The sequence below is a fragment of the Pseudomonas acericola (SeqCode) genome (genome assembly GCF_053456465.1).
Map to the genome: position 1 here is coordinate 23,077 of NZ_JBRFJB010000012.1, position 23,863 is coordinate 46,939.

Below are 23,863 nucleotides of genomic sequence, written 5' to 3' on the forward strand. Positions count from 1 at the left end.
ACCCAGGCGGGTAGGCGTAGCTATTCATTGGCTGGCGACCTACCCGCCCCACCCGTGGCACCTCGTCCGAGGCCCCGCCTAGCATCGTGACCATCAGCAATGAGGGCCGCGTTGTCGCCCCTCTCCTGCTTCCGACAAGAAACGATCCAGGAGAAGTACCGTGCAGACAAGCCGCAAGACCGTGCGTATGGCCACCGACGTAGGCGGCACCTTTACTGACCTTGTGTATTTCGAAAGCGATCCCGGCACCGGCCGGCAGACCATTCGTACAGCGAAGGTGGACACCACGCCGCCGAACTTTGCCCAAGGCATTCTCAATGTCATCAAAAAGGCCCGCGTGACGCTCTCGGAAGTCGACTTCCTCGCCCACGGCACTACCGTCGTCATCAACGCCCTGACCGAACGCCGTGGGGTCAAGACCGCGCTGATCACCACCCGAGGTTTTCGCGACATTCTGGAAATCGCCCGAGCCAATCGCCCCGACTACTTCAACCTGAAATGGGCCAAACCCGCGCCTTTTGTGCCGCGCTACCTGCGCCGGGAAATTGCCGGGCGCCTACACACCGATGGCCATGAGCGAGAGCCGCTGGTGCTGGATGAACTGCCCGCAATCATAGAAGCCTTCCGCGCCGAGGGCGTACAAGCCATCGCTATTTGCCTGCTGCATGCCTATGCCAACCCCAGCCACGAGCAGGCCGTGCTCACCGAAGTGAAGCGGCTGTGGCCAGACGTATCGGTGGTCGCCTCGCACCAGATCACCCGCGAATGGCGTGAGTACGAGCGCTCCAACACAACCGTGCTGTCGGCCTATGTACAACCGATCGCGGCACGCTACCTCGATGAACTGGAGGCCGGGCTGCGCCGCGAAGGCTACGAAGCTCCGCTGTACATCATGCAATCCAACTGCGGCGTTGACAGCGTGGCCCACGCCCGGGATATCCCGATCACCATGGTCGAGTCCGGACCAGCCAGCGGTTTCTGGGCCGCTGCAGAGCTGGGACGCTTGATCGACGAGCCCAACCTGCTGGGGCTCGATATCGGCGGCACCACGGCCAAATGCGCACTGATCCGCAACGGCCAGGTCGCGATCAAGACTGATTACTGGATTGAACGTGACCGCCTCAACGCAGGCTACCCCATCATGGTCCCCGTGGTGGACCTGGTGGAAATCGGCAACGGCGGCGGGTCCATTGCCTGGGTCGACGGGTTTGACAAGCTGCATGTCGGCCCGCAATCGGCAGGCGCCCTGCCTGGCCCGGCGGCCTATGGCAACGGCGGGATCGATATCACCACCACTGATGCCAACCTGGCACTGGGGCGAATCAACCCAGCGTACTTCTGCGGCGGTGAAGTGGTGGCCGACCTACAAGCCGTCGCGGATGGCTTCACCCTTCTCAGCGAGCGCCTGGAGCTGCCCGCCGATGAAATTGCCCGGGGTGTGGTACGCCTGGCCAACAACAATATGGTCAACGCCTTGAAGCTGGTGTCGCTGAGCCGTGGCCACGATCCCCGGGACCTGACGTTGATGGCCTTTGGCGGCGGTGGCGCACTGCATGCCGTGGCGCTGGCGCAGGAGCTGGGGGTCAAAAAAGTCATCGTTCCCCGCGGTGCCTCGGTGTTTTCGGCCTGGGGCATGACGTTGTCGGACTTGCGCCGTGACCTGTTCATCAATCGTTTTGTCGATACCACCCAACCGCAGGCGCAGGCACACACCCAGGTGTTTCTGGACGAGCTGATGGCCTCGGCACGTGAGCAATTCATCGCCGAAGCCGTGCCCCCGGAGCGGGTCGAACTGACGGTGCACTGCAAGCTGCGCTACCAGAACCAGGAGCACTCGGTGGAGGTGCCGCTGAATGCCGGCGAACACCTCGACCGCGACTGGGCGCAGATCGAGCACCGCTTCCACTGCCTGTACGAGCAGCACTACACCTACTGCCTCGACGCGCCCGTGGAGATCGTGGGCTTCCACCTGGTCGCCATCGCTCAAATTGACAAGCTGATTCCCGAGGCACTTGCGGTCACCGGGCGCACGCTTGAGGACGCGCGCAAGGGCCATCGCGTCGTCGACTACGCCACCGACGGCATCCACCACGCGGCCATCTATGACTACGCCCTACTGGAGCCCCAGATGTGTTTCGACGGTCCCGCCATCGTTGAAGACGCCGGTACCACCGTGGTCGTTCATCCACACAACCGGGTGCACGTGGACCGCCTCGGCAACCTGCATATCACGATCAACGGCTGACGGGAGTTTCGCCATGCATACCCTCGACATCTTCACTCGGGACATTATCCAGAATTCGCTGCAAGCCATTGCTGACGAAATGTTCGTAGCCATGCGCAAGGCCGCCATGAGCCCCATCATTTATGAGGTGCTGGACATGGGCACCGGCATCACCAATGCCAACGGCGAGATCGCCAGCTCCGGCGCAGGCATCCCGGCCTTCGTCGGCGTGCTGGACAAGGCGGTCAAACAGATTTTGATCCAGCACAGCGGCCCCCATGATATCGAAGATGGCGACGTGTTCATCTGCAACGACCCGCACAGCGGCGCAGTGACTCACCTGAACGATGTGGTGCTGGCAATGCCCGTGTTTGCCGAAGGCCGGCGCGTGGCCTGGACCGCCAACATCGCCCACTGGAACGATGTGGGGGGCATGGTGCCCGGGTCGATGTCCACGCAAGCGACCGATATCTTTCAGGAAGGCCTGCGCCTGTGTTCGGTCAAGCTGATCAGTCGTGGGCAACCTATCCGCTCTGTGTTGCAGATCTTGCGAGCCAACACGCGCATGCCGGACTTCATGGAGGGCGACCTCTGGGCCGGCGTGGCGGCGGTACGCGGCGGGGCCTTGCGCCTGCGGGAATTGACGGCCAAATACGGCACGAATCTGTTTTTGCTGGCAATGCAGGACTTCATGGACCTGGGCGAAAAGGTTTCACGCAAAGCCTTGGCCGAGTTGCCCAATGTCAGCCTTTCCCTGGTCGAGCCGCAGGACGACGGCAGCCTGTTCACGGTGTCGGTGCAGATCCATGACCGCGAACTGACCGTCGACCTGCGCGACAACCCCGACCAGTGTGTCGGGCCCACCAACCTGAGCCGGGATGGCGCGGTGGTTGCGGCCCAAATGGCGTTCAAAGCCCTCACGGCCCCGCAAGGCATCACCAACGGCGGTACCTTCCGACCGCTCAATGTACTTACCCGCCCAGGCTCGCTGTTTGATGCCCAACTGCCTGCCGCAGAAGGGTTCTACTTTGAAAACCTGATTCGCGTGCACGACCTGATCCTGCGCTGCCTGGCCCAGCATTTTCCTGAGCGCTTGCCGGCGGGCAATTTCTCTTCCGTCTGCGCCACCGTTATTGGCGGCCGACATCCCGACACCGGCCGCCTGTTCACCCTAGTGGAACCGGAAATCGGCGGCTGGGGCGCCGAGCCCGGGCGCGATGGCAACAATGCCGTTTACTGCGGCCTGCATGGCGAAACCTACAACTGCCCGGTGGAAGTCTGTGAAGCGCGTTACGGCCTGTATGTCGAGCGCATGGCACTCAACGACGAACCCGGCGGGCATGGCCAATTCCGAGGCGGACGTGGGATCTGCATTGATTATCGGGTACGCGCCGACGACAGCTTCCTGACCTGTGGCTACACCCGTTCGGTCATCCCGCCTTGGGGCCTCCAACAAGGTCTGGACGGCACCCCCAACTACGTCGAAGTGCTGCGCGGTGACAACCCGCCGGAACGCTACGCCATGGCCAGCAGCATCCCCCTCAACGCCGGCGACCTGGTGCGGGTACGCACCGGTGCCGGCGGTGGCTACGGCCCCCCCGCAGCCCGCGACCCAGCGGCCGTGCGCGACGACCTGAAGAACGGCTACGTCGACGCGCAAACGGCCCGCGCCGTGTATGGCGTCATGCCCTGATCCCAACCGCCGCCACTCGGCGGCGCTCCGTACATACACCTACAACAATAAGAGAGAACCGTCATGTCCCAACCTTCACTCTGGCGCTGCGGCGCTGCGTGTGCACTGGCGATGGCATTGGGCAGCAACCCTACGGCCCAGGCAGAGCAATTCATCGGCTTTGGTCAACCGGGAATACCGGGGCGCTGGGCGCTGGAAACCTTTCCAGTGTTCAACCGCAACACCGACGGCAACGTACGTGCCGGCGCGAATACGGTACTTGCCTACTTTTCCGAGACTGGCTTTACCGATACCACCCGCGATCAATTGCAGTTCTGGGTCGGTGCAGCGCCCGGCTACGCCAGCACCAACGGCGCGAAGAGCGCCAGCCCATGGGGCATCGCATCGCCCAACCTGGGCTTCGCCTACTACTACAACGTGGTCGAACCCACTACCGAATATGGATCGTCGGACTACACCACGTTCTGGACCAACCCGACGCTGTCGATCGAGTTCCCCAACGGCAACAACGAGGTCGCCGGTTACGGCGCTTTCGCCAACCGTTATGCGGTGAGCTTCAGCCTCGCCAACTACCTGCGCGTGGGAAAGTTCGCCGCCACCTTCACCCCAGTTGGCATCCATTACGCCGCGCGCAACCGCAACACCACGGATTTCGGCACCGGCGCCCCCAAGCGCTTGCAGGGCGGTGTCAGCCTTTGGCTGGCCGACGTCGCCGCCGGTTACCTCGTCACCGACGACTTATGGCTGGGCGTGCATCACGTCTACCACATCAACAATAGAACCGCGTCGGATTACACCGAATCGCGCGTCGGAAAGATCGGGCCGTCGATGACCTACACCGGGTTTTCCCAACAGGGACTCTACCTGTCTGCAAATCTGAATTTCGACTACTACCACAGCGCCAACCTGGCCCATTCCAATGAGCTGACCATGGCGCTGGTGAAATTCTTCTAGCCCAATTCCCGAGGAAATACCCTATGCACACACCCACTCCCGCTCCCCCGCCACACGACGTTCCGGTGACGGTGCGCTGGCTTAACCCCATCGGCTGCCCGACGTTCGACGCACCGATCGCCGACTTGCTGCACGGCATCAAGCAACCCTCGACACACATCGAAGTGGTGTCCTTCGACATGCAGCCCAGCCCGACACACCTGGAGTACCGGGCCTACGAGGCAATGACCTACGAGCGCACAGTGCGCATCGCCCGCGATTGCGCGCAGCAAAACATCGATGCATTGGTGATTGGCTGTTTCTACGATCCAGCGCTGGAAGATGCGCGTGAGATCTCCGGCAATTGCCTGGTCATCGCGCCCTGCCAGGCCAGCCTGCAAATCGCCGATCAACTCGCCAACCGGTATTCGATCATCGTTGGGCGTGACAAATGGATGGAGCAAATGCGCGAGCGCGTTCGTGGCTACGGCGCGGCCGATCGACTCGCCTCGATGCGAGCGCTGGGCATGGGCGTCGATGAGTTCCAGAAAGACCCTGCCCTCACCCGTAGACGCATTATCGAACAGGCCTTTCAGGCGGTTGAGGAGGACGGCGCGGAAGCGATCATCCTCGGTTGCACCATTGAGTTTGGCTTCTTCGAACAGGTGCAACGCGAAGTTGGCGTGCCCGTGATCGACCCGGTGGTTGCCGCGTTCAAAATGGCCGAGGCCATGGCGGGCATGAAACAGCGCTTTGGTTGGGCCCCCAGCCGCGTCGGCAGTTGCGAGCCACCACCGGAAGCCGAGATCAAAGCCTTCGGCCTGTTTCAGGGGCCGGTGCCGATTGGTAACCGCGTAAAAGCCTAGCCTTCTCGCCCGGAGGTGGTCGAACAAACGGCTGCCTCCCTTACCTCTGGAGATTCCTTCATGAGCGACGTCCCCCCACTGGCCTCACAGGGCACCTACACCCGCCAGGTTGGCGATGTGTTCAGAAATGTCCCGCTGACCCGTGAGCACCTCAAATGCTGCCTGGCGCTGTTCTTTGTCTTCGCCATCGAAGCCTGGGAAATGATGATCATCGTCTACACCGCGCCGCTGATTGCCCTGGACTTTTCCCTGGATGCACTCGCCATCGGGCATCTGATCGGCGCCATGTTTATTGGCATGCTGTTGGGTTCGCTGGCGTGGGGCAAGGTGGCGGAACGCTTTGGCCGAAAAAGTGCAGTCATCTGGAGCCTGGCCAGCTACGGCGTGGTGTCGCTGGCCAGCGCGTTCGCCCCGGACTACGCCTCGCTCTACGCATTGCGGCTGCTCTCGGGTGTTGCGGCGGTCGGCATGATGGTGGTGACCTTTGCCCACTATCAGGAGTTGTTACCGGTGCGTCATCGCGGCGCGTTGACGGTCTACCTGGCATCGGGCTGGCCGATTGGAATGCTGCTGGCGTTGGGGGCGACGGTGTGGTTGATGCCCTACGGATGGCGCACCATCATTGTGGTGAGCTCGCTGGGCGGTCTTTGGGCGCTGGTCGTCGCGCGCTGGGTACCGGAATCACCGTACTGGCTGGCCAGCGTCAGGCGTCAAGCGCAAGCACGTGCCGTGATCACACGGCTAAGTCGAGGCCAAGTGCTCGTGCCTGAAGAGTGTGAATTGCAGGTGGATCAAACGACGCTGGGCCGTCAACGGGAGCTGTTCGCGCCAGCGCTGTTGAAGATCAGTGCGCTGCAAATCCTGGTGAACTTCACGTTTTCCTGGGGCTACTGGGGCTTGCAAACCTGGCTGCCAACCTTGTTGCAGCAACGCGGGCTAAGCCTGCCGCAAAGCTATGGTTTCATCGCCTTGTCGGCACTGTGCATGATCCCGGGTTACATGGCTGCGTCCTGGCTGACGCATCGCTATGGCCGCAAGTCCATCATTGTGAGTTTCATCAGCGCTTCTGTCGTCGCAGGCTACGGTTTTGCCAATGCACAGAGCCTGGAGATGCTGTACCTGAGCAACTTCGCCCTGGCGTTCTTCAGCCTCGGCGCATGGGGGGTTTGGGGCACCTGGATCGCCGAACTGTACCCGACCCCGCTGCGTACCATCGGTTATGGGTGGGCGATCTTCGCGCAACGCGTGGCCAATATCCTGGCGCCTTCGTTGATTGGTGCACTGGTGGCTTACGGCGCCTCGTTCAACATGACGACCACCTTCATCAATGCCTTCATGCTGGTGACCGTGCTTCTCGTGTTGTTCATTCCTGAAACCGAGGGCAAAGCTTTGGATTAGCACGATCCCTATCGTGCTTTCAGGCGTGGGTGATCCGTGGTGCCTGACAGCCAACGCCCCGCCCCGTGGGTTTGAATAGCTAGAACCCCCAAAGCGGGTCACCCCTTCAGGTGGCCCCATCCCACAGCAGAAACGGAATTCACCATGGACAATCAACAATGGCGTGAAGGGCTCACCATCGCCATGCAACGCGGCCCGTTCCAGAACAATGGCGCCACCCCCTGGTATACGACAGTGCCGGTCGGAACACCGGGACAACCCCTGAAGCTGTCACTGGACACCGGTACCAATATCACCTGGATAACTTCCAGCCTGTGCCCTTCCGACCGATGCCAGCACTACAGCGCGGGCCGGTTTGACTATCAGGCGTCCAGCAGTTTTGCCTTCACGGACTGCCTGCAACGCCCCTACAGTTTTGGCCCCTGGGGCACGATGCAGGTAGAGTCCGGCTCGGATGTGTTGACCTTGAATAACAGCGAATTACCCACCCAACTTCTGCTGGCGGCGGACTACACCGGAACGCAGTTTGGTCAATTGGACTGGGACGGTGGCATTGGCTTGCCCAGCAGCAGCGCCTACGTCGATGGAAGAAGTTCGTTTGTCTTTCAGGCATTGATGAACAACGGCACAATCGACCCCCGACAACCCTTCGTCGCCTTCGATTGGAACCCGGCTTCGCGGCGCGGCGCATGCCAGATGGGCGCCGTGGATGTTGGCAAAACTCGCGGCCCACATCTGTTTCTGCCGTGGTCGCTCTACAGCAAAGCGCGCGGTGTGGAATACATCTGGTCGACACCCTTGGTGTCTTACACCGTGGGCGGCGATATCTTGGCCAGGAACGTCACCTTCGCGCTGGACTCAGGCTCGTCACAATTCAAAGGCGATGACCGATTGATGCGCCAGACCCTGGAGCGCATTGCCCAAGGAGGCAATCCAGAGGTTGTCCTGGGCTTCGCCGATGGGGAGATCACCCTCGGTGCCAGCCTTTACAACGTGCTGGTGGATGAAGGCCCGGACCAGGGCAAGACCCTGCCTCAATTCGAACCACTGGGACTTGCCGAACTGGTGTTGGTTGGCTCGTTGGTGATGGAATATTGCTACACCGTCTACGAATACCGCGTGGTGCAATGTCACCCTGGCGCTTACTCATTGGCACCGGTTGGGGTGTGGTTGTTCAATCGACCAGAGGGGCCACAGATTATCAGCCGCTCATCGTCTCGACGCTTTGAGGCTGGGGCACGCCCGTTCGCCAGTGGAAAGCTGGTGCTCAAGCCGGCCGTGGCCGCTATCGAAACAACACCGCCATTGTCCGTCGCTGGCACCTGGAAAAATGGCTATGGGTCAGTGATGACCTTGACGGTCACGGGTAACGTGGTAAGCGGCATCTACCAATCGTCTACCGGTTCGACGGGGCGATACGCAGTTATGGGGTATCAAGCAAGTACAGGCCCCTCACAGGAGAAAGGGCTGCCTGTGTCTTTGGCTATAGACTGGCACCCGCTGGATGAGCAGCAGGCTGACCCCAGTCGGCATTGGGTATCGGGGTTGTGCGGACAGCTCCACGGGGTTGCAGGTGAGGACCGGCTCGAGCTATCGCACTTGCTCGTGGCCACCCGTGACTTCCCCGATCTGGCGAATCGAGGGACGTATATCGACAAACTGAGCTATCGACGTGTGGCCGTGGAGATTCTGGAGCCAGCCCACGCGCTGGCTCTGGCGCCAAACAACCCGCTGAATGGCACATGGCTGGCGTCAGATGGATTCAGGCTGGACCTGCATGTTCAAGCATCCAGGCAACACGCTTTCGGCCGTGTCAGCGGCACGTTGACGACCCCTACCGAGCGTGCCGAGGTATCCGGCTTTACCGATATCAACGCAGGCACGGGTGGGTTGTCGCGGCAATCGGCGAGCCTCACCGCAGTGCAAGTGGGTGGTGAGACCGTGTTGTCACTGGCCGGCTCGCTGGCGCTCAAAGAAGATGAGTTGGAGTTGCTGGCGCTATTTACATCATCCACAACGATGGCGCAGAGCTATGTGCAGACACAGATTAAATCGTTCATGTTCAGGAGGACGTTAGGCGCCGAAGCGGATGAGGTCTTGTCCGACGTTGAACATCGGTGACCGACGCAGCACCACAGCCGCTCCCCAGAAACACAAAAGCCCCGCTTTCGCGAGGCTCTTAGTGGCAAATGCCGTGCTCTAACGTGGAATCGTTACTTGGCCTGGCGAAGCACAAGCTGCGACAGACGAGTCTTGACTCGGAAGCAGAATTCACGAATTTGGAATTGATAAGCGGGCATGACCATGTAGTTCAAATCCGAGCCTAGCGAGTCTTTGACTTCCATGTATTTGGCAGTCTTGGCAGCAATGGCTTGGTATTCCGCCTCGTATTTCACGTAAGACGCCTTGTTGTAGAGCTTCAAGACATCCAGCTCTTTACGGCACTGCTCAGCGCGATTCTGGTTCAGGTTTGTGTCTGCTTCCGACTGATCCGCGTCCGCCGAGGCAGCGGTTCGGGAGTCATAACTGGCGGGCGCGGGAGCTGCCTCGTACCGCACGGTGTAATTTGGTGGTGTCGAAGGTGCGACTTCAGGTGGTGCTGGCTGGACGACGGCAGGAGCTGGAGCAACTTCAGGCTTTTCTGGAGTTTTCGTAGCGCATCCCGCGAGGGCAAGTCCGACCACTACAACGATGCCACACATTTTATCCATCGGTTTCACCAAAAAGTAATTACGGCTGGCTGAGTCGTTAGGTTCTGGGTAAAAGTAAAAACTCAATGATCGAGTGTAGATTTTCTACCAGACTCAAGGCGCTCAGCCTCTCTTCCTTGAGTACACAGACGAACGATAGTAGTAAAAAAACAAGGAGATGACGAGAAAAAGCTCGTCAGAAAAGCGACAAATTTGAGGGGATATTTGCTGTGGGTCCACGCTGCGGATGCACTCCGCCAAGTCCGTCAAATAGGCAAAGTTTCAGAGTGCCTATGGAAACCGTCGCACCTTACCCAAACCGCAGAAACACAAAAGCCCCGCATTGCGAGGCTTTTGTATGAATTTTGGCGGGAAACCAGGGATTCGAACCCTGGGAACGCTATTAACGTTCGCCGGTTTTCAAGACCGGTGCATTCAACCACTCTGCCAATTTCCCTTTTGCATCACAGGATTAGAGTAGACCATCCTGGCTCAGCGGGCGCCATAATACCCGAATGAAACACACTGTCAAACTCTCGGCATCGCTTGTTACAGAGCGTCTGTTATGATCTTTGCGACTGAACGTTTCAAAACTGAAGGAGTGTCGCCATGCGCGAACAGAATTACGCAGTGAATGGTAACGCGCAGGCTGAGCAGCTTGAAGTCAGCCGCGTGTTGCGCAACACATACGGCTTGCTCGCCCTTACCCTCGCATTCAGCGGCGTGATGGCGTTCGTGGCGCAGCAGATGCGCGTTGGCTATCCGAATATCTTTGTCGTGTTGATCGGCTTCTACGGTCTGTTCTTCCTGACCAACAAGCTGCGTGACTCGGCCTGGGGCCTGGTGTCGGCGTTTGCCTTGACCGGTTTCATGGGCTTTATCCTCGGCCCGATCCTTAACCGCTACCTCGGCATGGCCGGCGGCGCGGAAGTGGTCAGTTCGGCATTTGCCATGACGGCGCTGGTGTTTGGCGGCCTGTCGGCCTATGTGCTGATTACCCGTAAGGACATGAGTTTCCTCGGCGGTTTCATCACCGCAGGTTTCTTCGTGTTGCTGGCGGCCGTGGTTGCAGGCATGTTCTTCCAGATCAGCGGCCTGCAACTGGCGATCAGCGCGGGTTTTGTGCTGTTCTCCTCGGTGTGCATCCTGTTCCAGACCAGCGCCATCATCCACGGCGGTGAGCGTAACTACATCATGGCGACCATCAGCCTGTATGTGTCGATCTACAACCTGTTTATCAGCCTGTTGCAGATCTTCGGCATCATGAGCCGCGACGACTGATCCAGTAACGCAAAAAAAAGCCCCGTATCGAAAGATACGGGGCATTTTTGTTTTCAAGGGGTCAGTACTGGTTGGGCTCCATTTCCAGCTCGACCTTGAAACGCTCGGCAATGTCTCGCTGGATACGCAGCGCCAGGTTCGCAATATCGTGCCCGGTGGCAGCACCATAGTTGACCAGCACCAGCGCTTGCAGCGCGTGTACGCCGGCATCACCGTCCCTGAAGCCCTTCCAGCCGGCCTTGTCGATCAGCCAACCGGCGGCGAGTTTCATCTGGCCATCGGCCTGCGGGTAAGCCACCAAGTCTGGGTATCGCGCCTGCAGCTCGGTTGCGAGCACCTGGGATACCAACGGGTTCTTGAAGAAGCTGCCGGCATTCCCCAGTTCTGCCGGGTCTGGCAGCTTTTCGCGGCGGATGCTGCAAATGGCGCGGCTCACATCGCTCGGCGTCGCCTCAGTGATCCCCTGCCCGGCCAGGCGCTGCTGCACCGGGCCGTAATCAAGCTTGAGGTGGCTGACGCGGCTCAAGGCGAAACGCACACGCAGGATCAACCAGCGCCCGGTTTCGTGCTTGAACAGGCTGTCGCGGTAGGCAAAGTTGCATTCTTCCAGGCTGAAATCCCGCAGTTCGCCGGTATGGCGATCCAGGGCGGTCAGGCCGGCGAATACGTCCTTGATCTCGACGCCATAGGCGCCGATGTTTTGCATCGGTGCCGCGCCAACGGTACCTGGGATGAGGCTGAGGTTTTCCAGGCCGCAAAAACCTTGCTCCAGGGTCCACAGCACAAACGGGTGCCAGGCTTCGCCTGCTTCGGCTTCGACCACCACAGACTTGCCGTCATCGTGCAGCACCCGAATACCCTGGGTAGCCATGCGCAACACCAACGCGGGAATATCCTGAGTCAGCAGCAAATTGCTACCGCCACCGATCACCAACAACGGCAGCGCTTGCGTGACCGCGTAGGCCAGGGCTTCACGGACATCCGCGTCGCTGTGGGCCTCGGCAAACAGCTGGGCACGCACATCGATGCCAAAGCTGTTAAAGGGCTTGAGCGAAACGTGCGAGAGCACTTGCAAGGTCATAACCGCCCCTTGATTTCGATCACCAATAAATCACAGGCGTGTTCGATCAGGTCCAGGACTCGTTCGAAACCCTGTTCGCCTTCGTAGTAAGGGTCTGGCACCTCGTCAACCTCAGCGTCATAGCGGCGCAGGAACAAGTCCAGCTGTGCCTTGCCCTGCCCCGGCTGCAGCGCCTTCAGGTTGCGCAGGTTGCTGTGGTCCATGGCCAGGATCAGGTCGTAGCGCGCAAAGTCGGCACGGCTGACCTGTTGCGCACGCTGCGCCGACAAGTCGTAACCGCGCGCCAGCGCTGCACGCTGGCTGCGCTGGTCCGGTGGGTTGCCGACATGCCAGTCACCCGTACCGGCGGACGCAACCTCGACCTGCCCTGCCAGCCCCGCGTCACGCAATTTATGGCGCAACACACCTTCGGCCGTTGGCGAGCGGCAGATGTTACCCAGGCAGACAAACAGGACTTCCATCACGCCCCCAGCAGGCGACGGACGCGCTCAAGGTCTTCCGGCGTATCCACACCCGCAGGCGGCGCTTCCAGCGCGTCACCGACGTGGATGCGCACGCCGTGCCACAAGGCACGCAGTTGTTCCAGGGATTCGGTGTTTTCCAGCCAGCACGGGCCCCAGCTGACGAAGTCATGCAGGAAGCCGGCACGGTAGGCGTAGATGCCGATGTGACGACGGTACGGCACGCCCTCTGGCAACACGTCCGGGTGTTTGGCGAAGGCGTCGCGCGCCCAAGGCAGGGTCGAGCGGCTGAACGTCAGCGCCAGACCATTGGTGTCGCTGACCACTTTCACCACGTTCGGGTTGAATAGGGTGTTGATGTCTTCGATTGGCTCAGCAAGCGTCGCCATGCGCGCCTCGCCGTGGGCCGCGAGGTTGGCGGCCACCTGGTCGATGACGCTCGGCGGGATCAGCGGCTCGTCGCCTTGCACGTTCACCACGATGGCGTCGTCGGCCAGGCCCAGCTGCGTGGCCACTTCGGCCAGGCGATCGGTGCCGGAGTTGTGATCTTCGCGGGTCAGCACCGCTTCGGCGCCAAAGCCCTGGCAGGCGGCGATGATGCGCGGGTCATCGGTGGCGACCACGACCCGTTCAGCGCTGCTTTTGCAGGCCTGTTCCCACACCAGCTGGATCATCGGCTTGTTGCCGATCAATTGCAGCGGCTTGCCCGGCAGGCGCGTCGAGGCAAAACGCGAAGGAATGACAACGGTAAAGGCGGTGGTCATTTATCCAGGCGCTCATCGGAAGTCAGGGTGCGGGCTTCGCTTTCCAGCATGACGGGGATGCCATCACGGATCGGATAGGCCAGGCCGGCGCCTTTGCTGATCAGCTCGGTTTTGTCGGCGCTGAGCTTGAGCGGGCCTTTGCAGATCGGGCAAGCAAGGATGTCGAGCAATTTGGTGTCCATGAGTGTTTCCTGGAAAGAAGCAGTTAAGGCAAGAGACGGGCGGGCAGCAGACGCATCAGCTGCGTGTCGAACCAGGCGACAAACGCCGGCGACGGCACCGCATCCACCGCAAGGTACCACCAGTCGGGCTGGGCAAAGGCGCGGCACTTCACCGCGTCCTTCTCGGTCATGACCAGCGGCAATGACGGCGTAAAATTCAAGACCTCTGCGCTATAGGGCGCATGGTCGGCAAATGCATGGGGTATCGCCTGCCAGTGTAGCGTTTCAAGGGTGTTGAAGAAACGTTGCGGGTTACCGATACCGGCGACCGCGTGTAACCGCTGGCCCGCCGGAAAATGCTCGACCGGTTGGCGCTCACCGGTTTGCAGGTTGACCAACGCCGTGGGCTGCAGGCGAAAGGCAAAGCCATCTTCGCGATCGGCGGCGGCGCCGTTGTAGAGCAGCGCATCCACGCTCTGCAGGCGCTCCACCGGCTCGCGCAACGGCCCGGCCGGCAGGCAACGGCGGTTGCCGAGGCCACGGGCAGCGTCGATCAGCACCAGCTCAAGGTCACGGGCCAGGCGATAGTGTTGCAGGCCGTCATCGGACAGGATCAGGTCCAGGGTTTCACTGGCCAGCAAGGCCTGGACGGCACGGCTGCGGTTGGGGTCGATCATCAGCGGCACACCGCTCCGCTGCACGATCAGCAACGGCTCATCGCCGGCCACATCAGCGCTGTGGCTGGCTTCGACCCGCCATGGCAACTGCGGCGGCTTGGCGCCATAACCACGGCTGACCACGCCCACCCGCAACCCGCTGCGGCGGCAGTGCTCGATCAACCACAGGATCAGCGGCGTCTTGCCGGTGCCACCCACCGTGATATTACCGACCACCACCACCGGCACGGGCGATTGGTAGATCTGGCCCTCGCCCGCCAGGAAGCGCGCGCGCTTGCCCTGCACGACCCGGCGATACAGCGCCTCCAGCGGGCGCAGCAACGCGAGCGCCGGATGCCCTTCATACCAGGCCTTGAGTAAACGATCAGACATGGCCATCAGGGTTGGCTCGCCGCCTCGACAGTGGTCATGCGCAGATGACTGAAACCGAGCTTGCCGGCCGCATCCATCGCGGTGATCACGGCCTGATGTTGGGTCTTGCCATCGGCACTGATCGACAATGGCATCTTGGTGTCGCCACCGGACTCTTTCTGCAAGGCGTCCATCAGGCTGGCGAGGTCATTCTTCGCCAGCAACTGGTTATTCACCGAAAACACGCCTTCGGCGCTGATGGCGATGTCCAGTTGCTTGACCTGCTGGTCTTCTGCCGGCGAGCCGCTGACCGCTTCCGGCAGATCGACGCGCAGTTCGGTTTGGCGGGTGAAGGTGGTGGTGACGACAAAAAACAGCAACAGGATAAACACCACGTCGATCAGCGACGCGAGGTTGATATCAACGTTTTCCCGTTGCTTGCGGCGAAATTTCACGCTCTGCCCTCGACCAAGTCCACATCACGGTCGCCCTGCACCACTTCCACCAGCTTGATGGCTTCCTGCTCCATGCCCACCACCAGCTCATCGATGCGCCGTTGCAGGAAACGGTGGAAGAACACCGAAGGGATACCCACCATCAAGCCGGCAGCGGTAGTGATCAACGCCTTGGAAATACCACCGGCCAGCACGGCGGCGTTGGTGGTCATGCCCGAGCCCATGAACGAGCTGAAGATGTCGATCATGCCCAGCACGGTGCCCAGCAAACCGAGCAAAGGCGCCATGGCGGCGATGGTGCCGAGGGCATTGATATAGCGCTCCAGTTCATGAATGACCCGGGCGGCGGCCTCTTCGATGCACTCTTTCATGATCTCGCGACCATGCTTGGAGTTGGCCAGGCCAGCGGCGAGGATCTCACCCAAGGGCGAATTGGCGCGCAGCTCCTTGAGTTTTTCCTTGTCGAGCTGTTTGCTCTTGATCCAGCCCCAGACCTGCCCCAGCAGATGTTCGGGGGTGACGCGACTGGCGCGCAGGGTCCACAGGCGTTCGGCAACGATGCCGAGTGCGGCGATAGAACTCATGATGATCGGCAACATCATCCAGCCGCCGGATTTGACCAATTCCCACACAGTGAATGTCCCCTCGAAAAAGTGCGCCACTTTACCATATCGGTACGTCAGCGGGGTTCGCCGACCACAGGCGTCGAGGGTAACGCTTCGCGCCAGAAGCGACGTTGACTGCGCGCAACAACCGGTGACGCGAAGGCGCCCAATTGCAGGCGCACGGCACCTTGTTCGGCGCTGTCATAGATCCGGCTGCCCAGCGCTTGATAACGCTCTATCACTTGCCGATGAGGATGCCCAAACCCATTGCCCCGACCTCGGGAAATCAGCACCGACTTCGGTGAAAGCCGCTGCACAAAGGGCCAGGACGAAGAACTGCGACTGCCATGATGGGGCGCTTGCAGCCAATCGGTCGGTACCGCCAGGGGCGATGCGAGCAAGGCCTTTTCGGCGGCGCGGTCGATATCACCGGTCAACAACAGGCGCTCGCCACTGGCCTGGACCTGCAATACGCAGGACTTCGCATTGCCTTCAATAGCACCAGGCCACTGCCATAACTCAAACACCACCCCATCCCACTCCCAGCGCTCACCGCTCACGCACGGCTGGGTGCCGAGAAACGCCGGCAACCCTTCGGTCTCGCCACCGACCACGCGCCGGACAGTCAACCCGCGAGCCACCGCCGCCGCGCCGCCAGCATGATCGGCATCCGCATGGCTGAGCAGCATCAGGTCCAACTGCCCTACCCCGAGTTTTTTCAACGCGGGCAACACCACCTGCGCGCCCAGGTCAGCCATCCCCAAGCGCGGGCCCGCGTCGTAAAGCAAGGTGTGGTGGCGGGTACGCAGGATGAACGCCTGACCCTGCCCGACGTCCAGTTGCATCACGTCCACCTGGCCATGGGGCACCGGTTCCCTGGGCGGGAACACCGCCAACAGCAGCATCGGCCAGCCCAGCAGCCGAAACGGCACGCCCTTGGGTAGCAGTAGCAACACCGCGCCCAACAGGCTGATCAACCAGTACCCCAAGGGGACTTCGCCGGGAACCCACGCTGGCAGCTGCCTGGCCAACAGTTCAAGGCCCTTGAATAACCCATCAAGCGCACCACCCGCCAACCACAGCAGCCCCTCGCCCACCCATGGCACGGGCAAAAGCGCAGTCCCCAGCAATGCCAACGGCAACACCACCAGGCTGATCCACGGCACCGCGAACAGATTGGCCAACGGCGCGCTGAGGCTGATGGGCAAGCCCAGCACCAGCAAGATCGGCAACAAACCGATAGCAATCAGCCATTGCGGACGGGTCCACACTTGCCAGAAACTCCACGCGCCCAAACGCCCGCTAAACGCCAGCACCAGTACGGCAACCGCCGCAAACGACAACCAGAACCCCGCTTGCAGGCTGGCCAACGGCTCAAGCACCAACACCCCACTGAGCGCGAGCAACAACGGCCACCACACCCCCAAGTGGCGAAACCGCAGACGCCACAACAGCACCAGCCCGACCATCACGCAGGCGCGCTGCACTGGCACGCCGAACCCCGCCAGCAAGCCGTAACCCAACGCAGCTGCAAAGGCCAGGCCGCAGGCCCACGGCAGCCAAGGCAAGGTTCGCGGCCAGCAGCCGTAACGGGCCATCCCGGCGATCAGCCCGTAGATCAGACCCGAGAGCAAGCCAATGTGCTGGCCGGAAATCACCAGCAGATGCACCGTGCCGGTGGCCTGTAATACCCGCCAATCCTGCGGCGCCAGCCCGGAGCCGTCGCCCAGCACCAGGGCTGCCACCGCGGCTTCACGGCCCTGGGCATCCACGGCCAGCAGGCGCTGGCGAACGTGGTCACGCCAGGCATTGCGCGCCGGGGCCAGGCGCACACCGTCCTTTACCGAGCCGGTGGCGCCAATGCGCTGGGCTAGCAACCAGGCTTCGCGGTCAAACCCGTGAAAATTGAGCAACCCGGAGGGCCGCTTGAGCGTGACCGCCAGGCGCCAGCGCTCACCGCTGCGCACGGGCGGGCCGCCGTGCCAGGACACCTGGATACGCTTGGGCAAGCGGGCATTTCGCGACCGACTGTCGGCCAGTTCAAAACGCACACCGCTGCCCGTCTGCTGCGGCAACCCGACAACACGCCCTTCCAGCCAACGCGTCTGCCCGTCCAGTGCCGGCCGCAGCCGATCATCCAGCGCCCACTGCGCACTCAGGCACGCCCAGCTCAAGCCGAGCAGGAAGAACGCCAGCCAATACGTGCGAAACGGCAACAGCATCAATGCCACCACCGGCATGACCAGCAACCAGCCGACAGATGGTAATGCTGGCAAATAGCGCAACGCCAGCAACCCCAGTGCAAACGCGAACATCCCTGCTCTCATGGATCATCCCTTTCAAGTGATCCATTCAGTCTTAGCCGGACGCCCAGCGCGGCCTATGATGTTTTGTCACAAAGTCTGAATTTTCTGTTTATAGAATGCGGGCATACTTGCCCCTCGAACTGACCTGGACCCCTTATGCCCCGGCGCTTATTCAAACGCTACATGCCTGACCCGACCAGTATCAGGGAACATAAGTCCTTACGATTCCTCGGCACCCTGCTGCACGACCCCAACCTCTGGCACCTGAATCGACACTCGGTGGCGCGGGCCATGGCCGTAGGTTTGTTCGCGGCATTTATCCCAATCCCCTTGCAGATGCTGTTGGCGGCCGTGCTATCCATCACGGTGCGCGGCAATATGCCTATCGCCGTCAGCCTGGTGTGGCTGACCAACCCGATCACCATGCCGGTGGTGTTCTTCTGCACGTACCTGACCGGCGCCTGGCTGATGAATGTGCCGCCGCGCAGCCTGCCGGATGACCTGACCTGGGAGTGGATCAGCGGCCAACTGAGCACCTTGTGGCAGCCGTTCCTGCTGGGTTCAGTGGTGCTGGGGTTGGTGTTGGGCGCCCTGGCCTATTGCCTGACCATGCTGTACTGGCGCTGGTGGGTGGCCCACCAATGGAAGAAACGCAAACAACGGCGCGCTTGAGACCTAGCGCGCCCGCAAGCGCAGGTGCACCCGCAGGCCAAGCCCGGTGTTTTGCGCCCACAGGCTGCCTTCCTGGCGTTGCACGGCATTGCGCGCGATGCTCAAGCCGAGGCCAAAACCGCCGTCGCCGGGGCGCGAGCCGTCCAGGCGGGTGAACGGTGCAAAGATCCGCTCCAGGTCCTGCTCGGCGATCCCGCCCCCCTGATCCTCCAGCCACAGGTGCCAGTAATCGCCTTCTCGCCGCCCATCCAGGCTGACCACACCGTCGGCAGGAGAATGGCGGATGGCGTTACGCACAATGTTTTCCAGGGCCTGGGCCAATGCGTTGAGGTTGCCACGCACCCAGCAATCAGCCTCCAACAGGCACGGCAGGCGCGATGCCGGCCAATCGCTTTCGAAACACGCGTTCTCCCGCAACATGTCCCACAACGCCTGCAACTGGATGTCCTCCTGGGGCAGCGGCGCGCGTTCGGTGTCCAGCCAGGCGAGCTGCAGGCTGTCTTCCACCAGGCGTTGCATGGCGTCGATCTCCCGACCCAAGCGTTCACGCAGTTGCGTCAGGTCCTGCTCACTGTCACAGGCCACCCGCAAGCGGCTCAAGGGCGTACGCAACTCGTGGGACATGTCCCGCAGCAACTGCTGCTGCAACACCACCGTGCCTTGCAGGCGCTCGGACATATGGTCAAACGCGCGCCCCAACTCACCCAACTCATCCTGGCGGCTGATGGCCGCGTGGGACAGCCGCGTATTCAACTGATCGGCACGCCAGGCGTTGGCCTGCTCGCGCAGTTGATTGAGGGGCATGATCAACAAGCGATACAAGCCAATGCACAGCAACAAGGTAAACAGGCCCGGAATCACGCCGTTGGTCACCACGCGCCAGAACAACTGATAGCGCCCCGGCATGAAGCGTTGTGGCAACTCGATCACCAGGGAGCCCGCCGACGGGTCCACCGGAAAGGGGATTTTCAACCACGGCAAACCCTGCACGTGCCGGCTGACGGGCCAGTCGAGCCCGCGCAGAGAGGTCAGGCGCTGGCTTTCCTTGTCGGTCAGTGGGTAGCTGCTCAACGATTGCAGGTCATTGCCAATCACGCCGATCCAGGTGCGTTCACGCTTGCCCATCGCTTGCAGCCAGGCGTCGACACCGGCATGGCCGCCGCGATTCCAGGCCTGCTCGGCACTCACGGCGTAACCACTCAAGGTGATCCGCGCCTCATCGGAGAGATACTGGTTCTTCTGCTCCATGTACCGGCCCCAGGACCAACTGAGCCAGATCATCAGCAAACAGAAGGCGATCAACAGGCACGCCAGCTTCCAGAATAACGAGTGCTTGCCCGGCAGCCGCGGCAACGCGCGCTCAAAGAACCTCATCGGCACCGCTCAACACGTAGCCCTTGCCCCACACCGTGCGCACTTCCCGTTCGCTGTAGCCGACGGCCTTGAGCTTGCGGCGGATCTGGCTGATGTGCATGTCCAAGCTGCGGTCGTGGGGTGCATAACCGCGCTGCAACACATGTTGATAGAGGAAGGCTTTGCTGAGGACTTCTTCGCCATTGCGGTGCAGGGTTTCCAGCAAGCGATATTCGCTGCGGGTCAGCCCGGCCCACTGTTCCTGGTAGAACACATCACACAGCTCATCGTCAAAACGCAGGGGGCGCAGGTCGTCACGCAATGGCGCAAGGCTCGGCAACGGGCGCCGGTCGAGGGCGACGCGGCGCAGGATGGCTTCGATGCGCACGCGCAATTCGATCATGCTGAACGGCTTGGGCAGGTAGTCGTCGGCACCCAGGCGAAAACCGCTGATCCGGTCGGCTTCGGCCCCCAGGGCCGACATCAGGATGACCGGGATCGAATGGCTCTCGCGCAAATGCGTAAGAATCGACAAGCCATCCATCCCCGGCAGCAAGATATCCATCAACACCACATCGAACGCCTGGTCGCGGGCCATCTGCAGGCCTTGCTGGCCGTTCTGACACCAGGTGACCTGGAAGCCGCAACGCCCCAGATGCTCGTGGACATAGGCGCCCAGCACGGGGTCATCTTCGATGGTCAGGATACTGGGTAGGCCAACTACTGCGGGATTCATTAGCGTCTGCAAGTCATTCTCAATGACTGATTATTCAAGATTAACCCGCCACAGGCAATCGCCATCCGGCCGCCAATGGCCCGAAGATTGCCACATGTCATTAATTTGCAAGATTCCACCGCGCGCAAATGGCTACACTGCGCAGGTGGCGCGGCCCGGATGCTTGCGTGGTTCATTGATATCAGTGTGGTAGCAGGAGAGTGGCGTGCTTAGAAGAATGGGGATAAAAGGCCGCGTACTGTTGCTGACCTTATTACCGACCAGCCTGATGGCCCTGTTGTTGGGGGGCTACTTCACCTGGATGCAACTGTCGGAATTACAGAGCCAATTGCTGCAACGCGGCGAGATGATCGCCGAGCAACTGGCACCGCTGGTGGCACCGGCCTTGAGCGCGAAGAACGCCGACCTGCTGGAGCGCATCGCCACCCAGTCCCTGGAGCAGCCGGACGTACGCGCCGTGTCGTTCCTCGGCCCCGACCGCACGCCCCTGGCCCACGCCGGCCCGACCATGCTCAACCAGCCCCCTGCCGGCAACAGTTCCCATCTGCTGCAACGCACCGGCAACGACGCCACCCGCTACCTGTTGCCGGTGTTTGGCCGCCATCGCAACCTCGCGGGCGAACTGATCCCCGACGAAGCCGACCGCCTGTTGGGCTGGGTCGAAGTCGAACTGTCCCACAACGGCATGTTGCTGCGCGGCTATCGCAGCCTGTTTGCCAGCCTGCTGCTGATCGCCATCGGCCTGATCGGCACGGCCACCCTGGCCCTGCGCATCAGCCGCACGATCACTTCGCCGATTGGCCTGATCAAGCAAGCCGTGGCCCAGCTCAAGGACGGCAACCTGGAAACCCGCCTGCCGCCGCTCGGCAGCCAGGAATTGGACCAGCTCGCCTCGGGCATCAACCGCATGGCCGAAACCCTGCAAAACGCCCAGGAAGAGTTGCAACACAGCATCGATCAGGCCACCGAAGACGTGCGCCAGAACCTGGAAACCATCGAGATCCAGAACATCGAGCTGGACCTGGCGCGCAAGGAGGCCCTGGAGGCCAGCCGCATCAAGTCGGAGTTCCTGGCCAATATGAGCCATGAGATCCGCACCCCACTCAACGGCATCCTCGGCTTTACCCATCTGCTGCAAAAAAGCGAGCTGTCGCCGCGCCAGTTGGATTATCTGAGCACCATCGAAAAGTCCGCCGACAACCTGCTGGGCATCATCAACGAGATCCTCGATTTTTCGAAGATCGAGGCCGGCAAGCTGGTCCTCGACAGCGTGCCCTTCAACCTGCGCGACTTGCTGCAAGACACCCTGACCATCCTCGCCCCTGCCGCCCACGCCAAGCAGCTGGAACTGGTCAGCCTGGTCTACCGCGACACGCCGCTGGCACTGGTGGGTGACCCGCTGCGCCTCAAGCAGATCCTGACCAACCTGATCAGCAACGCGATCAAGTTCACCCGCGAAGGCACCATCGTCGCCCGCGCGATGATCGAGGACGAGCAGGAAGACAGCGTGCAGTTGCGCATCAGCGTGCAGGACACGGGCATCGGCCTGTCCAGCCAGGATGTGCGCGCGCTGTTCCAGGCGTTCAGCCAGGCCGACAACTCGCTGTCGCGCCAGCCTGGTGGCACCGGCCTAGGCCTGGTGATTTCCAAGCGTTTGATCGAACAGATGGGTGGTGAGATCGGCGTCGACAGCACGCCGGGCGAAGGTTCGGAATTCTGGATCAGCCTAAACCTACCCAAGACCCGCGACGACCTTGACGACCTGCCGTCTGCGCCGCTGCTGGGGCGGCGCGTGGCCGTGCTGGAGAACCACGAACTGGCGCGTCAGGCCCTGCAACACCAGCTGGAAGACTGCGGCCTGGAAGTCACCCCGTTCAACAGCCTGGAAAGCCTGACCAATGGCATTACCAGCGCGCACCAGACCGAACAGGCCATCGACCTCGCGGTGCTTGGCATCACCGCCAACGACATTCCCCCGGAGCGTCTCAACCAGCACCTGTGGGACCTCGAACACCTGGGCTGCAAGGTGCTCGTGCTGTGCCCGACCACCGAACAGATGCTGTTCACCCAATCGGTGCCCAACCCCAACAGCCAGTTGCAGGCCAAGCCGGCCTGCACGCGCAAGCTGCGCCGCGCCCTGGCCGACCTGATCAGCCCGCGCCCCTCGCGCAGCGAGCCCGGCGAGCCGTTGTCCAGCCGTGCGCCACGGGTGCTGTGCGTGGACGACAACCCGGCCAACCTGCTGCTGGTGCAAACCCTTTTGGAAGACATGGGCGCCAAGGTGCAGGCGGTCGAAAGCGGTTTCGCCGCCATCGACGCGGTCAAGCAGGAAACCTTCGACCTGGTGTTGATGGACGTGCAAATGCCCGGCATGGACGGTCGCCAGAGCACCGAAGCGATCCGCCAGTGGGAAAGCGAACGCCACGGTACGCCGTTGCCAGTCGTCGCCCTCACCGCCCACGCCATGGCCAACGAAAAACGCGCCCTGCTGCAAAGCGGCATGGATGACTACTTGACCAAGCCCATCAGCGAGCGGCAACTGGCCCAGGTGGTGCTCAAATGGACCGGCCTGGCCCTGCGCAACCAGGCGCCGGAGCGCGCCACCGACGGCCTGGCCCCGGCCGTGCGCCTGCTGGTGCTGGACCACGAAGAAGGCCTGCGCCTGGCCGCCGGCAAGACCGACCTGGCTGCCGACATGCTGGCCATGTTGCTGGCCTCGCTGGAAGCCGACCGCCTGGCCATCACCCTCGCCCGCGAAGCCAATGACCACCACGCCCTGATCGAACGCGTCCACCGCCTGCACGGCGCCACTCGCTATTGTGGCGTGCCGCAACTGCGCGCCGCCTGCCAGCGCGCGGAGACCCTGCTCAAGCAGGACGATGCCAAAGCCATGAGTGCGCTGGATGAACTGGACATGGCCATTGCTCGGTTGGCCAGTGAGGCGCGGGTCAGTGCGTGAGCCCGGCCCACCGAGCTGACACTGAACCTGTGGCGAGGGAGCTTGCTCCCGCTGGGCTGCGAAGCGGCCCCAAAAAGCCTGGGAGCGCTGCGCACTCCAGCGGGAGCAAGCTCCCTCGCCACAGGTGCAGTGTTTACCCGGTCTGACTGGCATTAGGGCAAGCCCCTGCCATGGGGTCATGTATTTTCAGATAGTTA

The 23,863-nt window shown here is 61.7% G+C and carries 20 protein-coding genes and 1 tRNA gene; 9 read left to right on the forward strand and 12 right to left on the reverse strand.

All coding sequences use genetic code 11. From position 1 onward, the window contains the following. The first annotated feature begins 160 nt into the window (after positions 1 to 160). The 6 genes from ACU688_RS26695 to ACU688_RS26720 all read left to right on the forward strand — a co-directional run bounded on the left by ACU688_RS26695 (position 161) and on the right by ACU688_RS26720 (position 9,235). Complete coding sequence (locus tag ACU688_RS26695; protein WP_448187043.1) at positions 161 to 2,245, forward strand: hydantoinase/oxoprolinase family protein; 2,085 nt, start codon at positions 161 to 163, stop codon at positions 2,243 to 2,245. A 13-nt stretch (positions 2,246 to 2,258) separates the two neighbouring features. Then, positions 2,259 to 3,917: a hydantoinase B/oxoprolinase family protein gene (locus tag ACU688_RS26700; protein WP_448187044.1), complete on the forward strand. Its 1,659-nt coding sequence runs from the start codon at positions 2,259 to 2,261 to the stop codon at positions 3,915 to 3,917. 63 nt (positions 3,918 to 3,980) lie between these two features. Further along, positions 3,981 to 4,871, forward strand: a complete 891-nt coding sequence (locus ACU688_RS26705; protein ID WP_448187045.1) for a hypothetical protein — start codon at positions 3,981 to 3,983, stop codon at positions 4,869 to 4,871. A 23-nt stretch (positions 4,872 to 4,894) separates the two neighbouring features. Continuing rightward, the gene (locus ACU688_RS26710) at positions 4,895 to 5,716 is read left to right on the forward strand and encodes an aspartate/glutamate racemase family protein (RefSeq protein WP_448187046.1); all 822 of its coding nucleotides are present in this window, start codon (positions 4,895 to 4,897) and stop codon (positions 5,714 to 5,716) included. A 60-nt stretch (positions 5,717 to 5,776) separates the two neighbouring features. Beyond that, positions 5,777 to 7,114, forward strand: a complete 1,338-nt coding sequence (locus tag ACU688_RS26715) for an MFS transporter (RefSeq protein ID WP_448187047.1) — start codon at positions 5,777 to 5,779, stop codon at positions 7,112 to 7,114. A gap of 144 nt (positions 7,115 to 7,258) precedes the next feature. Further along, positions 7,259 to 9,235, forward strand: coding sequence for a pepsin-like aspartyl protease (locus tag ACU688_RS26720; protein WP_448187048.1), 1,977 nt, complete (start codon positions 7,259 to 7,261; stop codon positions 9,233 to 9,235). Positions 9,236 to 9,327: 92 nt separating this feature from the next. Here the strand turns inward: ACU688_RS26720 and ACU688_RS26725 are convergent, their stop codons facing one another. Beyond that, positions 9,328 to 9,825: a YuaE family lipoprotein gene (locus tag ACU688_RS26725; RefSeq protein WP_448187049.1), complete on the reverse strand. Its 498-nt coding sequence runs from the start codon at positions 9,823 to 9,825 to the stop codon at positions 9,328 to 9,330. Between the two features lie 345 nt (positions 9,826 to 10,170). Next, positions 10,171 to 10,261 (reverse strand) — tRNA-Ser (locus tag ACU688_RS26730). 152 nt (positions 10,262 to 10,413) lie between these two features. Here ACU688_RS26730 and ACU688_RS26735 point away from each other — a divergent pair. After that, a complete protein-coding gene (locus ACU688_RS26735) occupies positions 10,414 to 11,085 on the forward strand; it encodes a Bax inhibitor-1/YccA family protein (RefSeq protein WP_010209655.1) in 672 nt (223 codons plus the stop codon). 61 nt (positions 11,086 to 11,146) lie between these two features. Here the strand turns inward: ACU688_RS26735 and murB are convergent, their stop codons facing one another. Genes murB through ACU688_RS26775 form a run of 8 tightly spaced genes read right to left on the reverse strand, consistent with a single transcriptional unit; the run spans position 11,147 to position 17,967 of the window. Then, positions 11,147 to 12,166 carry a UDP-N-acetylmuramate dehydrogenase gene (murB, locus tag ACU688_RS26740; protein ID WP_448187050.1) on the reverse strand — a complete coding sequence of 340 codons (1,020 nt, stop codon included), beginning with the start codon at positions 12,164 to 12,166 and terminating at the stop codon, positions 11,147 to 11,149. Next, the gene (locus ACU688_RS26745; protein WP_124527907.1) at positions 12,163 to 12,627 is read right to left on the reverse strand and encodes a low molecular weight protein-tyrosine-phosphatase; all 465 of its coding nucleotides are present in this window, start codon (positions 12,625 to 12,627) and stop codon (positions 12,163 to 12,165) included. Before ACU688_RS26745 ends, murB begins: the two co-directional genes overlap by 4 nt. Continuing rightward, a complete protein-coding gene (gene kdsB, locus ACU688_RS26750; RefSeq protein WP_448187051.1) occupies positions 12,627 to 13,391 on the reverse strand; it encodes a 3-deoxy-manno-octulosonate cytidylyltransferase in 765 nt (254 codons plus the stop codon). Before kdsB ends, ACU688_RS26745 begins: the two co-directional genes overlap by 1 nt. Beyond that, entirely contained in the window at positions 13,388 to 13,573 is a 186-nt protein-coding gene (locus ACU688_RS26755; protein ID WP_017736029.1) for a Trm112 family protein, read from the reverse strand. The genes kdsB and ACU688_RS26755 overlap by 4 nt, the downstream gene beginning before the upstream one ends. Before the next feature lie 23 nt (positions 13,574 to 13,596). Then, positions 13,597 to 14,607, reverse strand: coding sequence for a tetraacyldisaccharide 4'-kinase (gene lpxK, locus ACU688_RS26760; RefSeq protein WP_448187052.1), 1,011 nt, complete (start codon positions 14,605 to 14,607; stop codon positions 13,597 to 13,599). Beyond that, positions 14,607 to 15,035, reverse strand: coding sequence for an ExbD/TolR family protein (locus ACU688_RS26765; protein ID WP_448187053.1), 429 nt, complete (start codon positions 15,033 to 15,035; stop codon positions 14,607 to 14,609). Before ACU688_RS26765 ends, lpxK begins: the two co-directional genes overlap by 1 nt. Further along, on the reverse strand, positions 15,032 to 15,667 hold the full coding sequence (locus ACU688_RS26770) for a MotA/TolQ/ExbB proton channel family protein (RefSeq protein ID WP_017736032.1): 636 nt from the start codon (positions 15,665 to 15,667) through the stop codon (positions 15,032 to 15,034). Before ACU688_RS26770 ends, ACU688_RS26765 begins: the two co-directional genes overlap by 4 nt. A gap of 47 nt (positions 15,668 to 15,714) precedes the next feature. Next, positions 15,715 to 17,967 carry a ComEC/Rec2 family competence protein gene (locus tag ACU688_RS26775; protein ID WP_448187054.1) on the reverse strand — a complete coding sequence of 751 codons (2,253 nt, stop codon included), beginning with the start codon at positions 17,965 to 17,967 and terminating at the stop codon, positions 15,715 to 15,717. Between the two features lie 135 nt (positions 17,968 to 18,102). On the opposite strand from ACU688_RS26775, the gene ACU688_RS26780 reads away from it, so the two are divergent. Continuing rightward, positions 18,103 to 18,618, forward strand: coding sequence for a DUF2062 domain-containing protein (locus ACU688_RS26780; RefSeq protein WP_448187055.1), 516 nt, complete (start codon positions 18,103 to 18,105; stop codon positions 18,616 to 18,618). Positions 18,619 to 18,621: 3 nt separating this feature from the next. Here ACU688_RS26780 and ACU688_RS26785 read toward each other — a convergent pair whose 3' ends face one another. Both ACU688_RS26785 and ACU688_RS26790 read right to left on the reverse strand, forming a co-directional pair. After that, positions 18,622 to 19,992 (reverse strand): histidine kinase sensor domain-containing protein, encoded by a 1,371-nt coding sequence (locus ACU688_RS26785; RefSeq protein ID WP_448187056.1) that lies wholly within the window; start codon positions 19,990 to 19,992, stop codon positions 18,622 to 18,624. After that, a complete protein-coding gene (locus ACU688_RS26790; RefSeq protein WP_448187057.1) occupies positions 19,979 to 20,707 on the reverse strand; it encodes a response regulator transcription factor in 729 nt (242 codons plus the stop codon). The genes ACU688_RS26785 and ACU688_RS26790 overlap by 14 nt, the downstream gene beginning before the upstream one ends. A 205-nt stretch (positions 20,708 to 20,912) precedes the next feature. Here ACU688_RS26790 and ACU688_RS26795 point away from each other — a divergent pair, with 205 nt between their 5' ends. After that, positions 20,913 to 23,666, forward strand: a complete 2,754-nt coding sequence (locus ACU688_RS26795; RefSeq protein ID WP_448187058.1) for a response regulator — start codon at positions 20,913 to 20,915, stop codon at positions 23,664 to 23,666. Positions 23,667 to 23,863: the final 197 nt, after the last annotated feature.

Coding starts and splice junctions, on each gene's coding strand:
- ACU688_RS26775 (WP_448187054.1), bottom strand. CDS start 17,967: ATGAGAGCAGGGATGTTCGCGTTTGCACTGGGGTTGCTGGCGTTGCGC.
- ACU688_RS26745 (WP_124527907.1), bottom strand. CDS start 12,627: ATGGAAGTCCTGTTTGTCTGCCTGGGTAACATCTGCCGCTCGCCAACG.
- murB (WP_448187050.1), bottom strand. CDS start 12,166: ATGACCTTGCAAGTGCTCTCGCACGTTTCGCTCAAGCCCTTTAACAGC.
- ACU688_RS26705 (WP_448187045.1), top strand. CDS start 3,981: ATGTCCCAACCTTCACTCTGGCGCTGCGGCGCTGCGTGTGCACTGGCG.
- kdsB (WP_448187051.1), bottom strand. CDS start 13,391: ATGACCACCGCCTTTACCGTTGTCATTCCTTCGCGTTTTGCCTCGACG.
- ACU688_RS26785 (WP_448187056.1), bottom strand. CDS start 19,992: ATGAGGTTCTTTGAGCGCGCGTTGCCGCGGCTGCCGGGCAAGCACTCG.
- ACU688_RS26780 (WP_448187055.1), top strand. CDS start 18,103: ATGCCCCGGCGCTTATTCAAACGCTACATGCCTGACCCGACCAGTATC.
- ACU688_RS26735 (WP_010209655.1), top strand. CDS start 10,414: ATGCGCGAACAGAATTACGCAGTGAATGGTAACGCGCAGGCTGAGCAG.
- lpxK (WP_448187052.1), bottom strand. CDS start 14,607: ATGGCCATGTCTGATCGTTTACTCAAGGCCTGGTATGAAGGGCATCCG.
- ACU688_RS26725 (WP_448187049.1), bottom strand. CDS start 9,825: ATGGATAAAATGTGTGGCATCGTTGTAGTGGTCGGACTTGCCCTCGCG.
- ACU688_RS26720 (WP_448187048.1), top strand. CDS start 7,259: ATGGACAATCAACAATGGCGTGAAGGGCTCACCATCGCCATGCAACGC.
- ACU688_RS26790 (WP_448187057.1), bottom strand. CDS start 20,707: ATGAATCCCGCAGTAGTTGGCCTACCCAGTATCCTGACCATCGAAGAT.
- ACU688_RS26700 (WP_448187044.1), top strand. CDS start 2,259: ATGCATACCCTCGACATCTTCACTCGGGACATTATCCAGAATTCGCTG.
- ACU688_RS26715 (WP_448187047.1), top strand. CDS start 5,777: ATGAGCGACGTCCCCCCACTGGCCTCACAGGGCACCTACACCCGCCAG.
- ACU688_RS26755 (WP_017736029.1), bottom strand. CDS start 13,573: ATGGACACCAAATTGCTCGACATCCTTGCTTGCCCGATCTGCAAAGGC.
- ACU688_RS26710 (WP_448187046.1), top strand. CDS start 4,895: ATGCACACACCCACTCCCGCTCCCCCGCCACACGACGTTCCGGTGACG.